Source organism: Streptococcus mitis (assembly GCF_002096855.1).
GTDB classification, from domain to species: Bacteria; Bacillota; Bacilli; order Lactobacillales; family Streptococcaceae; genus Streptococcus; species Streptococcus mitis_Y.
Genome location: NZ_NCVH01000032.1, coordinates 66,899 through 80,924, shown reverse-complemented (window position 1 = coordinate 80,924; position 14,026 = coordinate 66,899). Strand labels below are relative to the sequence as shown.

The following is a 14,026-nucleotide window of genomic DNA, read 5'->3' as shown; positions in this document are numbered from 1 at the left end:
GTCTCCTATTTGATAAAACGTCTTACTAAACTGATTAGTAAAAAGACAGTTACAAAAATAATGGTAATACTTGCACTTGCAGGTGTTTCTGCATAGTAGGAAATGTAAAGTCCTGCTACCATTCCCAAAAATCCAATAGCACTGGCAAGCAGCATAACCGATTTAAAGTTTTTCCCCAGACGCAGGGCAATACTAGCCGGCAAAACCATAATAGTCGACACCAAAAGAGCTCCTGCTGCTGGAATCATGAGGGCAATGGCCACCCCTGTCACCATGTTAAAAAGAATGGACATGGTACGAACTGGCAAGCCATCCACAAAGGCCGTATCCTCATCAAAGGTCAAAATGTACATCGGACGAAGGAAGAGGAAGGTCAAAATCAAAACAACCGCCGCAATGACAAAGAGGAAAATAACCTGCTCTTCGCTGATAGTCACGATTGAACCAAAAAGATACTGGTCCAAACTCATTGAACTCGAGCTTTTACCCTTACTCATGACAATCAGCGAAACAGCCAGACCTGTTGACATGAGGATAGCTGTCCCGATTTCCATAAAGCTCTTGTAAACCGTACGGAGATACTCCAAAAAGACCCCCGCAATCAAGACAATAGCAATAGTTGAAATAGTCGGAGAAATCCCCAAAACTAACCCAAAGGCTACACCTGAAAGCGAGACGTGGCTGAGTGTATCACTCATCAAACTCTGACGGCGCAAGATAAGGAAGGTCCCCAATACCGGCGAGAAAAGACTCATGGCAATAACGGCCAGAAAGGCACGTTGCATAAAGTCATAAGATAACAAACTAAGCATGGCCCACCTCCTGATCATTCTCATGAACGTTGAAACAACGCCATGGCGAATCTTGGTTACGAACTAGATGAATATTGCGGTCCGCATAGTCCTTCACTTCTTCAGGGTCATGAGTAATCATCAAAACAGCCTTGCCGTGATGATGGGCGCTGTGGTGCATGAGTTCATAAAATTCATTTTTACTTCCTGCATCCATCCCCGTTGTCGGCTCATCTAGAATAAATACATCTGGGTCCGAAGCAAACATACGTGCGATCACCGCTCGCTGCTTTTGTCCCCCAGATAGAGACCCCAAGCGTTTGTCTCTGTGTTCCCACATACCAACTGAGTCCAGACTAGCCTTGATATGCTCCTCATCATGAGCATTCAAACGACGGAACCAACCTTTTCGCGGATAGCGACCTGACTTGACAAATTCATAAACCGTACTTGGAAAACCAGCATTAAAACTGGCAATCTGTTGAGGAAGGTAAGCTATTCTCAATTTCTTACCCTGCGTATTTGTTTTTGAAATGGTCACCTTACCAATGCGTGGTTGGAGGATTCCTAGACTGGCCTTGATCAGTGTTGTCTTAGCCGCTCCATTTTCCCCTGTCAAAGTAACAAATTCCCCACTATCAACACTATAATTGATATGTTCAAGAACGGGCTCCTTATCATAATAGAAGGATAAATCCTCTACCGTAATATATCTCATTATTTGATTTCTCCTACTAAAGCAGTCAAAAACCGCTGAATCACTTTTTGTTCATTTGGAGTAAACTGAGTCGCCACTTGTTCATAGGTTAAAAGTGTATGTTCATGATGATGATGGTGCTCCTCAGCGATTGGACGAGCCAAATCAGTCAACTGATAAAAAATCACACGCGCATCCTTAGGATCTTTAGATGTTTCCAACATCCCTTCCTTGACCAAAGACTTAATGGCCTTGGTAACCGCCGCCTGACTGACATTGAGGCGACGAGCCAACTCTGAATTTGTTAAAGATTCCTCCGACAAAAGCATGAGGATATGCTCCTGAGTATTGGTCAGAGCCACCTCACTAGTGCAATGACCTATTAGAATTTCATGCTGATTTTCAGACTTCAAGATAACCTCATTCAAAAAGGCATCGATATCCTTCGCTAGCTGTCTCATATCTGACTCCTTTCCTTTTAGACTTCTCTTTTTTAAGAGAAAATACTATTCTTTGAAAAATTATTTACTGGTTAATTATATCACAACCAAAAAAAGAGTCAAGAAAAAACGTGAAAACCAGTTTCATTCTTGAACTCTTCCATACTATTATCTATTGAAATGCCTTGACATCTCCATCATAAGTCGCCCAGTCTTTACTGAAAAAGCGCTCATTCAGATGGTACGTCGGAGCTGGGGTGGGATTGGATAGGAAAGGATCAACGGCCTTATCAAATGCCAACCAACCTAACCAACCAAGGTGAATGGTATCCTTCATAAAGAAAGCTTCCCCACCGTCATTAGAAAAATCTGCTATATTGGTAAACCCTTGACTTTCTAACTGATAGCGAATCTTCTGCACCGTTTGTTGGTACATATCTTCTCGTAAACCAGCATAGTCCATCCATTTTTTATTAACAGGTGGAATGATAAAAATCGGGTTTACCTTGGATTTAGAAAACTGTGTCAACACTAACTGCAAGTCATTATATTCTGGCGACTTGAGATAGGTAAAGCTTTTCTGAGAATCCTTTAATTTCTTCAAATCCTTCTTAATCTGCGTATTATAGAAATAATTCTCCATTCCCAGATCATTATTAGAAGTATTTTTTTCTGCATCTGCTTTAACAACATCTTCTATAGCTTGATAAGAAAACTGGTCTGGCAAGGTCTTTAAATACTTAACTACATGCTTATCATAATTGACATAACCTCTAACTGAAAACTGACCAAAAAAGGAAGCTTGGCGTTCATTAAACCGAGCTAATAATTCAATCATTTCATTGTCTGCAGACGACAATTCTTCTTTACTTGCCAACTTCTGAACCAGGTCCTTCATAGCTACATTTGGGAACTGCTGTAGTAAGCGAGTCGCTGCATATTGACTAGCCTGATCTCCAGATTGATGTTCCAGAAAACTGGTCAACTGGTCTCCATTAAAATACTGCTGAAAAGCTGCTGGCTCATAGCCATTTTTACTAAACCACTGGGGCGAGATAACATATACAACTTGTTTATTCTCCAGTTGTGGCAACATCTGTTGCATCCCAAAATACTGATTGAGCGAGGCAGCTCCCCTCTGTCCTAAAAGATAGGGGCGATAAGAGCGGTTGTATTTCTCAGCCAATACCGCAGGATGGGCACCGTCAAAACGAAGCCATTCACTGGAGCCAAAGAAGGGAACAAAACGCATATTTGGATCAGATAGTGCTCTGACCTTTTGACTTCGCTCCTTAAAACTATCGATAGTAGTAGCCACCGCCGAACGCTTTTCAGCTCCCAGATCATGGCGCATCTCAGCAGGATAGAAAAAGATAAGCAGAAAAACCAACAAACCAGCTATCAAGACCGGTCCGAAGATCATCCATAAGCGTTTAAGCATTTTGTAGCTCCACAATACCAGCTATGATTTTATTAGCTGTATTCCAGTCGTCGCGACCAAACTCTGTAACAGGGACACGAATGTCAAAACGGTTTTCAATCTCCACAATCAACTCAACCGTTCCCATACTATCCAAGACACCTGCATCAAAAAGATCTTCATCCATCATGTCAGAAACATCTTCCATAAACAACTCATCAATAATTTCGATAACTTCTGATTTGATATCCATATTTTATTTCCTTTTATTTTTTAAACCATAGATCATTCAAGAATCCAGAAAAGATTAAGAATGACAGCATGACGACATGAAAGGTGACAACCATGCCAAGCAACTGAATCCAGCGATTCTCAGGTAGAGCAGCTTTCCCTGCTTTTTTCCGTTCCTTATTGAGCGTTTTTTTCTTACGAATCCAAGCGTCATTGATAACCAGTCCAATCCCATGAAAGAGTCCATAGGCGATATAGTACCAGGTCACACCGTGCCAAAATCCCATAATCAGCATATTTACAATATAGGCCACACTTGAGGTTACATTGCGATTCTTAAAGACCTTCTTTCTGGTCAATACCATCACCATCCGCATAAAGACAAAATCACGGAACCAGAAAGAGAGACTCATGTGCCAACGATTCCAAAATTCCTTCAAATCCCTTGATAAAAAGGGCTTGTTAAAGTTGATAGGGCTACGAATTCCCATCAAATTTGAAATGGCCAAGGCAAACATAGAGTAACCTGCAAAGTCAAAGAAGAGTTCCAGACCAAAGGTATACATAACTGCCAAGGCATAGAGGTTAAAGAAACCACCTGACTGTAGAGCTAGATTCTTCAGAGGAGGGAGTAAAGTTTCTCCTAAAACATGAGCTAGGATAAACTTATACAAAAATCCCCACATGATATAGCGAACAGATTCATCCAGCATATCCATCAACTCATCCCGCTCAGGAATGGTCTGATAATTTTCATTAAATCGCTTAAAGCGATCGATTGGGCCACTTGAAAAAGTCGGCATGAAGAGAAGAAAACGGAGGAATTCCCAGAGGGTAAAATCCTTAATCACTCCATCTCTCAGCTCGATGATAATCCCAACCGAACGAAAGGTCAGGTAAGAAATACCCAAAAAGCCAAGCAAAGACTGCGTTCCATTGATAGCCGGCTGCACCTTGACAAAGATAATCGGAAGGAGGGACAGAAAACTAACTAGGTAGAAGACACACTTGCCATCCTTACTTTTTCGATAATGCTTGTAGAAGAGTACGAGCAATATTTCCCAGCATAGATAAATACCCAAGGCAGCCAATTGGTTAGTCTTCCCACCCACCAACATGGTGACGATAAAGAAGAGACTAACCAATACCTCGTACCAAGCAAAGCGTTTCTTGAAAAAGAGGCCGATAAAGATGGGCAAGGTTGCAGCAATCACATAGACAAAATACTGAGGATTGCCGTATGGCTCTAAATGAGGAAGCTGTTGAAAGAACTCCATCATCTCTTATTCACCTCGTTAATCAATCCTTTGATGTCAATTTTTCCATTTGGAGTCAGTGGCAAACTGTCTCGATAAAGGAATTTAGACGGCATCATGTAGGACATCATGATATCTGTTAAATCTTCCTTGATAGCCTTGGTAATATCAATATCTCGCTCAAACTGCTCACGAACACCGTCTTTCAAGATGACATAAGCCAATAGATTTTGCACCTTGTGGTCTTTATTATAACGTGGCACAGCTACAGCAGACTCGATAAAGCGAGACTTATTGAGGTTTTGAGAGACATCTTCTAACTCAATGCGGTAACCGTTGAACTTAATCTGGAAGTCCATGCGTCCGCCGTAGAGAAGTAAGCCTTCATCTGTCATAGTTCCCACATCTCCTGTATGGTAGGCTGGTAGACCTTCAAACTCAAAGAAGGCTTCTGCCGTTTTTTCAGGATTGTTCATATAACCTTTTGAAACAGCTGGTCCAGAAACAATGATTTCTCCCTGTTCGCCATTTGGCAATTTATTGCCGTCCTCGTCAATGATAAAGGTTGGAGAATCAGCCTTGGTATAGCCGATTGGTAGGCGTTTGAGAGTCGCTAGCATCTCGCCTGTCACAGCAACTGCTGACAGGGCTACTGTCGCTTCTGTTGGGCCGTAGGCATTGATAATACAGGCATTTGGGAAACGTTCGCGTAGTTTTTGAGCCGTTTTAACCGTCAATTCTTCGCCATCAAAGTAAAAATGCGTGATACCTGGCATTTTCTCGCTATTAAAGTCTTCTGATAACATGGCCATATCCGCAAAAGAAGGGGTTGATGTCCAGATAGCGATTGGCAATGAAAAGATGGTAGCAAAGAGTTGCTTAAAGTCCTGAGTAATAGATGAAGGAAGAGCGAAGAGCGTACCACCTAATGCCAAGGTCGGAGCCCAGTACATCACAGACAGATCAAAAGAATAAGGTGGCTGAGCCAGCATTTGCGGACGATTCGGTGTCGCAAATTCCTTGTCTGTAATCATCCAGTTGGTAAAGCTGAGGAGGTTATCATGTGAAATCTGCACTCCCTTTGGCTTACCAGTCGTACCAGAAGTAAAGATAATGTAGTAGTTATCATCTCCCTTGACTGGATGCGTGATCTCATAGCTAGACCCTTGAGCAAAGGCTTCTTGAACCTGAGCTAGAGTCATCATCGGTGTAGAAACCTGCTCCAATGGAAAGTCTGAAATGGCAATAATCAAACTTGGCTCCGCTACTTCTAAAACAGCCGAAACTCGCTCCAAAGCCGAATGGCTATCAATTGGAATGTAGGCATGACCTGACTTAGTCAGCGCTACAAAAGTTGCCAACATTTCATATTCTTGGCCACCAAAAACAACCACAGGAGACTTCTCAGGCAAATCCAGTTGATCAATGGCTGCAGCCAAACTATCCGAATCAGCCTTTAAATCTCCATAAGTGTGTTCCTTCCCCAAAACATTGTAAACAGGATAGCTAGGCTGTGTCTGAGCAAAATGCTCAATGGTTTCAATCATATCTACTATTGGTTTATTTGACACAATAGGAATTCTCCTTCAAGTTAAAATTCATTATAGATAAAGCTTCCTTGACCCTGGCCAAGATAGCTAAAGAAGTAAAGCAGCCCTAGAAAGATAAGAAAATACAAGGCTGTCCGACCAAGAAAAAGGTACAATTCTTTTCTCTGTTTCATCAAGAAAAACCATTCATTTCTGTAATTTTTGTTAAATAAGATGAACTCTTACTATAGTATTTTTCTACCATTGTACCACTTTATAGACTAGTTTTTCAATTGTTTGCCGTACATTTTCACTAGATTTCAGCTTATTTTAAGGATTATGCGGTTTTTCTATGTATATTTTAAATAGAGTGAAGCTGGGCAAAAATTCAATTTCAGTAGAAAATGAGGTAAATCTTCCTATAATAAAACACACAATATCAAGTTTTTTCAACACCCGATACTATGTGCTTTTCTAATTTTTCAAGACTTTTTAACTAGTCTCTCACCTAAAATAATCTCGTCTGATATAAATTAAAATAGCTTCTATCATCAGACAAATGGCTGATATCCAAAAACTGATGCTAATACCAAAATTCTCAGTAATATAGCTCATTAGCAAAACAAATACTGAAAATGCTAGTGTCGAAATCACTTCCAGAACGGAATAGACATTAACCAAGTTATTTTCCTCTACTGTTTCCTGAAGAAATACACTTTCAGGAACTTCTTTTAGCTGCGAGAACATACCAACTAAAGCTGAAAATACTAAAAACATCTGTGCATTTGGAAAAAATAGAATAGTCAGTGTCACTATTGCCATGGCTATAAGAGAAAAAAGAATACTTTCCCATTTAGCAGCGAGAAACTTTTCAGATAGCCGAAAAGCAATTAAGCCACTAATTATAATCCCGATAGAATATGCTGTATTAGAATATCCCCAGTAACTTTCCGTTTCATTTAATAACTCAGTTACAAAGACAAGTATGATAGACGAAACCCAAATCGTATTTGAGAAAATTTCAAATAAATTTGCTGATACAAAAAGTCTTAATCTAGGATCTCTAGCAACTAACTTCCAACCTTTGAGCAAAATTTCAAGATTTGTCTCTGACTCTAGCACCTCCACTTCAGCCTTCGGAAGAAATAACATCAGAAAGCTAGAAATGATATACAAGATTAAAATGATAAACGTGGTAGGTAACAGACCAATTGTTGCAAACAAGAGTCCACCCAACCCCCACCCTACCAATTGAACAGCTTCACCAGTCATTGATAAGGCTGAGTTAGCCTTACCCAAATCGGTCGCATAGCGCGGCACAATAGCATAGGAAACAGGTGCTGCAAAACCATCCAATATTGAAATTGCCACAACAAATAGATAGGTTACCAAAGGCGCTACGGATTGCATTACGGTAAACATTCCTACCAGTATCGTTAATAATATAGTCTTTCCAAATTGGGATAAAGATAAAACCCTATTTAACGCTAACCTTTTAGTAACTAAAGGAACTAAAAGACTCGCAACAAAAGAGGATATCCCTATTAAAATGGGAACTAGTGATGTGGCAATTACTGATTTTGAAATAATGTATATGTTAGCAATGATTGTTACTCTAAAGAAAATATCTGCTAAATTTGCAAACAATTGAGAGACTAACAATTTGATAAATGAATTAGACATATAGCTCTCCTATCTTAGTTGCCAACTTTGGAATTAAAATTTGATTTTTAATATTTTAGCATAAAATAGCAGAAAACAAAAGTGATGGTTTTTACATGAAAAAGCCTGAGATTCTCATCTCAGACCCTATCAAAAATAATTGTTTTCTAAATTAGAAAAGTGAGAATACAAGAACAGCCAAGGCTGCACCAATAACAGGTCCCACAACAGGAATCCAAGCGTAAGACCAGTCTCCATCGCCTTTGTTTGGAATTGGCAAGATACTGTGCATGATACGAGGTCCAAGGTCACGCGCAGGGTTCAAGGCACAACCTGTTGTCCCACCTAGTGATAGACAAATACCGACAATCAAAGTCCCCACTGCAAAGGTGCCGATACCTGCCTGAAAATCATAAAGCCCCAAAGCAAAGATTGTCAATACCAAAACAAAGGTGCCAAGGATTTCACTGATTAAGTTAGAAACTGTATCCTTGATGGCCGGTCCAGTACTGAAGGTTGCCAGGATATTGCCTGCATTTTCTTCTGCCTCATAATGCGGTTTGAATTGCAACCAAACCAAAATCTGACCCAGCATAGCCCCTGCGAACTGAGCTAGGATGTATGGGAAAACGGAAGCCCAAGAGAGCGTTCCTTTTAAGGCCATCGCAAACGTTACAGCTGGATTTAGGTGGGCTGGGCTGAGCGTGCCAGATACAAAAGCCGCAACGGCTACAGCAATTCCCCAACCCATAGTAATCACAATCCAACCTGCATTGTTGCTCTTGGTTTTAGGAAGAACCACACCTGCAACAACACCATTTCCTAGAAGAATCAGGATTAAAGTCCCCAAAAATTCTCCAAATAATTCTTTCATCATATCGTTGTCTCCATTTTAAAGAAGGAGAGGGAAGGCAAGGAAGGCTTGTCTCCCTCTCTTCTAGTTTTTCTTAATTTTTCAATTCCGCTAGATCGTTGTTAGCAAGGGCTGCTTCAACATCCGCACGGTAAGCTGCTTTTTCTTCATCAGACCAGTCATAGAATCGTCCCATTTCATCCAGAACTGGCTCCACAATGCTATCCAAACTATCACGCATAAAGAGCATGTGGTTGGTACGGCGAAGGAGAAAGTCAACTGGGCTCAGAGCCAACTCATTGCGCATTGCATAGTGAAGGGACAAGGTATCTGCCAAGCTGAGTCCGGGCGCTTGTTCCAAGCTGTGAGCAAGAGCAAAGACTTTCGGTGCATTTGAACCGTAGAGATTTGCTAGGTAATGAGCTTCCTTGCTATCCAAGCCACGTGACACTCCAAGTTGAGCAAAGGCTTCAATTTCTGAGTCCACATTTGCTGGGTTCAATTCTCCACCTGAAACAGGATAAGTCTTCGAGTTGATGAGTTTAAAGCTGCGGTCAAATTCTGCTTTGAGAATGTCAACCACGCGCTCCATAGCCCCTTCAGCCATCTTACGGTAGTCTGTGATTTTACCACCAGCAAGGGTCAACAGGCCATTGTCATCACGATCCAAGCTCGAACCACGAGAAACTGCAGATGGATCCAAATGTTTCTCAGAAGTACTGCTTTCAAGCTTGCTGACAGCAGACTCAACATCTTCACGCGTTTTTTCTTTAGAAAGATAAGATTCAACAGTCGCAATCAAGTTGTTAAAGCTTTCATCGCTGATGGTTCCGTTATTTCCTCCATTGTAGTCAGAAGCGCTATTGCCTGCGATCAATGGACGAAGACCTGCCCAGCTACTTTCGATATCATCAATGGTAATGTTTGCTTCTGGGAAGCGGTTGTTGACAATGCCAAGTAGATAATCTACATCTTCCTGAGTCACTTTTGGATGTTCCAAATCGCCTGTGTAGTCTGTATCGGTTGTACCAAAGTAAGTCTTGTTTTCACGTGGGAGAACAAAGACCATACGACCGTCACCCAAACCAGTGTCAAAGTAAACTGGCTGTGAAACCTTGATCTTGCTTGAGTCCACTACCAAGTGAACTCCCTTAGTTGGACGCATTTGTGAGAATTGTGTTCCCTTATTAGACAAATTACGCACCTTGTCGCTCCAAGGACCTGTTGTGTTAATCACCAGACGCGCCTTGATTTCAAAGACTTGGTCTGTCAAAAGATCACGAGCTACAACACCTGTAATTTTGCCACTTTCGTCAAAGAGGAAGCCTTCTGCTTTAACGTGGTTGGCAATGAGAGCACCGTCTTGGTTGGCACGTTTGATATTTTCAATCACGAGACGCGCATCGTTGTTACGGAAGTCAAGGTAAACCCCACCTCCTACCAAGCCTTCTTTCTTCAAGTTTGGCTGGCGTTCTAAAACTTCTTCCTTGCTCAAAACCTTGTTAGCAGCAGGCGTATTGTTAACCCCTGCCAATAGGTCGTACAAGTCCATGGCTACTTTGAGACGGAAAAGGCTAAATGTTGCTCCATCCTCGTCGTAAACTGGCAAGAGCATTGGATCTGGTTTTGGAATATGTGGAGCGACTTGTTGAACCACCGCACGCTCAGAAACTGTATCTGATACCACTTCCACGTCGAATTGTTTGAGATAACGTAGACCTCCGTGGACCAATTTTGTTGAACGGCTAGATGTTCCTTCTGCGAAGTCCTGCATTTCAATCAAACCAGTGTCAAGACCACTGGCTGCTGCCTGCAAAGCTACACCAGCTCCTGTAATCCCGCCACCAATAATCAAGAGATCCAAGGTGCGTTCCTGCATTTTTTTAATTGATAATTCACGTGTTTTCTTTGAAAATTCCATATTTACACACTTTCTATCTGAGTCACTTTATTCTTCCAATATTAGTCATCTACTTCCGCAAAGACTTGAGTTGCTTTCACAGCCTTCTTCCAGCCCTTATAGAGTTGTTCCTTACGAGATTCGTTCATCGATGGTTCGAAAAGTTCTCCTGTCTCGTTCAAGAGTTTCAACTCATCCAAGTCCTTCCAGTAGCCTACTGACAATCCTGCCAGGAAGGCTGCCCCTAGAGCTGTTGTTTCCAAGTTTTTGGCGCGTGCGATATCGATTCCCAAAATGTCAGCTTGGAACTGCATGAGGAAGTTGTTCATAGCTGCACCACCATCCACCTTCAAGACTTGGATAGCTGTCTGAGCATCCACTTGCATAGTATCGATGATATCACGGACTTGATAAGCGATAGATTGCAAAGTCGCCTTGATGAAGTCTTCTTTACTTGTTCCACGAGTCAATCCAAAGACAGAACCGCGAGCGTTTTGGTTCCAGTATGGAGCACCTAGACCTGTAAAGGCTGGAACGACATAAACTTCATCATTGTTGTGAGAGTCACGAGCGTATTTTTCAGATTCTGGTGAATTTTCAACCATGCGAAGACCGTCACGAAGCCATTGAATGGCACTTCCTGCGATGAAGATAGAACCTTCTAAGGCATAGTAAACCTTGCCATTGATACCGTAACCAATCGTTGTCAAGAGGTTGTTTTCAGACAACTGCATTTCTTCACCAGTATTCATGATGATGAAAGAACCTGTTCCATAAGTATTCTTGACCATACCTGGTTCAAAGGCCAACTGTCCAAAGAGGGCTGCCTGTTGGTCCCCAGCCATACCTGAGATTGGCACTTCTCCACCGTAGAAATGGAATGGCGCTGTCTTACCGTAGATTTCAGAGTTAGAACGAACTTCTGGAAGCATAGCCTTCGGAATTTTGAGGATTTCTAAAATCTCATCATCCCATTTAAGTTCTTTAATGTTATAAAGCATGGTACGAGCTGCGTTTGAGTAGTCAGTCACGTGAGCCGCACCGTCAGTCAATTTCCAAACCAACCAAGTATCGATAGTACCAAAAAGCAATTCTCCTTTTTCTGCTCGCTCTTGAGCGCCTTCTACATGGTCCAAAATCCAACGAACCTTGGTAGCAGAGAAGTAAGCATCGATGATCAAACCAGTCTTTTCATGGAATTTTTCCACATAACCTTGGCTTTTTAGTTGCTCAGCTAGAGGAGCAGTTTGACGTGATTGCCAAACGATAGCATTGTAGATAGGAAGCCCTGTTTTCTTATCCCAGACAACCGTTGTTTCACGCTGGTTGGTAATCCCGATTGCTTCGATTTGATTTGGCTTGACACCACTTTCGATGAAAGCTCCAGCAATAACAGACTGGACGGAATTCCAAATTTCATTGGCATTGTGCTCAACCCAACCTGCCTGAGGGAAAATCTGAGTAAACTCTTTTTGACTCGAGCTAACTTTTTCTCCTTTTTTGTTGAAAATAATGGCACGAGAGCTTGTAGTTCCCTGGTCAATGGCCATGATGTATTTTTCTTGTGACATGTGCTGTCCTCCTGATAATGATCTTGAGGATGTCTCCTCTTTACACTAACTAGTATACAAAATAAAGCGCTTTCTTGTTTATCAACTTTTTTTAATTTTTAAAAAAATGTGAGGAGATTGTGTAAATTTCACAAAAAAGACCTGGAACAACCAAGCCTTTTAAGTGAATAATAACTGACGAATCCCTGCCAAATCTTCCAAATCCAAGTCGTTTTTTAAATAATAAACTGGGGTCTGTTCCTTCTTATGAATCGGGTTATTGGTAACCAGCAAATCATAATGCCGAGTTCGGTCATAGGCTTCAATGGTGATAAAACGATTGTATTCCAAATACCGTTTCAAAATGGCTGCCATCCTTGAAAAGACAAGAAAACCAGATGTCAAATCCAGACCAATCCGCATATGTTGGCCACCATTTTCAACCATATATTCAATTAACTGGAGCCATTCCCAGAGAATCTTCTTATCCAAATCCGTCCCCTGCTGAAAAGCAGGTAGAGCATGAAAAATCTCCTCTGCCGTTCCCCTAAAATCATGTTCCATCAACAAATAAGGATGGCGATTCTCTAACTGGTACTTGTAGCGATCCTGTAAAATATAGCCCTTATAGAGATAGACTTGAGCACAAAGTTGACTGAGTTCATAGGTGACATGATCCTCTGTATAACCGCCCAGTAACTCTTCCTTCTTCATTTCTTGAATCAATTGCGTCAGCAAATCTGCCAACTGCCCTCCAAAACCAAGGATATACTCCATAGTATGAAGAGGAAGAATGCGATGAGATAGGAGGAAAGAGAAGAAAATCATCATCTCCCCATCCTCAGTTCCTAGAGGAAGGTGTTGCCCAGCAAAAAAGGACGGAGCCTTTCGATGCAAACGAAGGTAGAAAATATTGTCAAAATACCCTCGCATTTTTTCTTCTATCACTTGAAACTGACAGGCATTGACACGGAGGCGTTGTTGACTGATATGAGCCCAGAGAACCAAGTCCAATTTCTGCCCCGAAGACAAGCTAGCACCGCAGATTTCTTCTAAGCTGGCAATCTCCTGCTTTCTCTCTGGCTTCTGCATATGTCCTTCCCATTCCTGACTCGACCACAACTTGCGAAAAAGACAGAAATAGAAATAGCGAATCTGATGCTCCGGACCTCGCCAACGGCCATTTTGGATGGATAAGTCAAACTCTGACAAAATCTGATTTAGACTAGCTAAGTGGCGACCAAGCGTGGCCTCGCTAATCATCAATTCTTGAGCCAACTGATGAGCTAGAAACTGTTGGTGATAGAGAAGGTAAACCAAAATTTGGTACTTAATGGCATTGTCTAGAAACAAGCTCCGAATCTCTCTCCCCTTGGTAGCTGCACCAATCGACAAGCGCAGATTTTCATCTTCCAAGTGGATGGTCAGCTCTAATCCTCTTTCCAAGGCATTTTCGTTAATCAGAGAGATATACTTGGTTAAGGTCGCCTTTGAAAAACCTGTTTCTTCCATGGCTTCCTTGACTGTTGTCTGAGAATCTTGTAATAGAAAGGAAAGGACTAAAAATTGGCCAGATTCGGCTTTTTCCATCAAATCACCTAAATACATTTGTTACCCCTTTCATTTTCTCCTTCAAGCATAGCATAAATCTTTCAAATGCTGAAATAATCTGTTTCTCTTTTTATTTTCATGCTGAT

At 41.5% G+C, this 14,026-nt stretch carries 13 protein-coding genes; all 13 read right to left on the bottom strand.

Annotated elements, in window-relative coordinates; translation table 11 throughout:
* Positions 1-5 precede the first annotated feature (5 nt).
* Positions 6-812 carry a metal ABC transporter permease gene (locus B7698_RS07260; protein ID WP_084865130.1) on the bottom strand — a complete coding sequence of 269 codons (807 nt, stop codon included), beginning with the start codon at positions 810-812 and terminating at the stop codon, positions 6-8.
* Positions 805-1,509, bottom strand: coding sequence for a metal ABC transporter ATP-binding protein (locus tag B7698_RS07255; RefSeq protein ID WP_001269496.1), 705 nt, complete (start codon positions 1,507-1,509; stop codon positions 805-807). The genes B7698_RS07260 and B7698_RS07255 overlap by 8 nt, the downstream gene beginning before the upstream one ends.
* Positions 1,509-1,949, bottom strand: a complete 441-nt coding sequence (gene adcR, locus B7698_RS07250) for a zinc-dependent transcriptional regulator AdcR (RefSeq protein ID WP_084865129.1) — start codon at positions 1,947-1,949, stop codon at positions 1,509-1,511. The genes B7698_RS07255 and adcR overlap by 1 nt, the downstream gene beginning before the upstream one ends.
* 151 nt (positions 1,950-2,100) lie before the next feature.
* A complete protein-coding gene (gene dltD / locus B7698_RS07245) occupies positions 2,101-3,369 on the bottom strand; it encodes a D-alanyl-lipoteichoic acid biosynthesis protein DltD (protein WP_084865128.1) in 1,269 nt (422 codons plus the stop codon).
* Entirely contained in the window at positions 3,362-3,601 is a 240-nt protein-coding gene (gene dltC / locus B7698_RS07240) for a D-alanine--poly(phosphoribitol) ligase subunit DltC (protein WP_000351967.1), read from the bottom strand. The genes dltD and dltC overlap by 8 nt, the downstream gene beginning before the upstream one ends.
* A gap of 13 nt (positions 3,602-3,614) precedes the next feature.
* Positions 3,615-4,859: a D-alanyl-lipoteichoic acid biosynthesis protein DltB gene (gene dltB / locus B7698_RS07235; RefSeq protein WP_084865127.1), complete on the bottom strand. Its 1,245-nt coding sequence runs from the start codon at positions 4,857-4,859 to the stop codon at positions 3,615-3,617.
* The gene (gene dltA / locus B7698_RS07230) at positions 4,856-6,406 is read right to left on the bottom strand and encodes a D-alanine--poly(phosphoribitol) ligase subunit DltA (protein ID WP_084865126.1); all 1,551 of its coding nucleotides are present in this window, start codon (positions 6,404-6,406) and stop codon (positions 4,856-4,858) included. The genes dltB and dltA overlap by 4 nt, the downstream gene beginning before the upstream one ends.
* 20 nt (positions 6,407-6,426) lie before the next feature.
* Positions 6,427-6,558: a teichoic acid D-Ala incorporation-associated protein DltX gene (locus tag B7698_RS07225; protein ID WP_000813667.1), complete on the bottom strand. Its 132-nt coding sequence runs from the start codon at positions 6,556-6,558 to the stop codon at positions 6,427-6,429.
* Between the two features lie 310 nt (positions 6,559-6,868).
* The gene (locus tag B7698_RS07220; protein WP_084865125.1) at positions 6,869-8,047 is read right to left on the bottom strand and encodes a ryptide export MFS transporter; all 1,179 of its coding nucleotides are present in this window, start codon (positions 8,045-8,047) and stop codon (positions 6,869-6,871) included.
* 151 nt (positions 8,048-8,198) lie between these two features.
* Complete coding sequence (locus B7698_RS07215) at positions 8,199-8,903, bottom strand: MIP/aquaporin family protein (protein ID WP_049479832.1); 705 nt, start codon at positions 8,901-8,903, stop codon at positions 8,199-8,201.
* Between the two features lie 70 nt (positions 8,904-8,973).
* A complete protein-coding gene (gene glpO / locus B7698_RS07210; protein WP_084865124.1) occupies positions 8,974-10,800 on the bottom strand; it encodes a type 1 glycerol-3-phosphate oxidase in 1,827 nt (608 codons plus the stop codon).
* Between the two features lie 41 nt (positions 10,801-10,841).
* A complete protein-coding gene (gene glpK, locus B7698_RS07205; RefSeq protein ID WP_084865123.1) occupies positions 10,842-12,350 on the bottom strand; it encodes a glycerol kinase GlpK in 1,509 nt (502 codons plus the stop codon).
* Positions 12,351-12,509: 159 nt separating this feature from the next.
* Positions 12,510-13,937 carry an AcpB/EbpR/MafR family transcriptional regulator gene (locus B7698_RS07200; protein WP_084865122.1) on the bottom strand — a complete coding sequence of 476 codons (1,428 nt, stop codon included), beginning with the start codon at positions 13,935-13,937 and terminating at the stop codon, positions 12,510-12,512.
* Positions 13,938-14,026 lie beyond the last annotated feature (89 nt).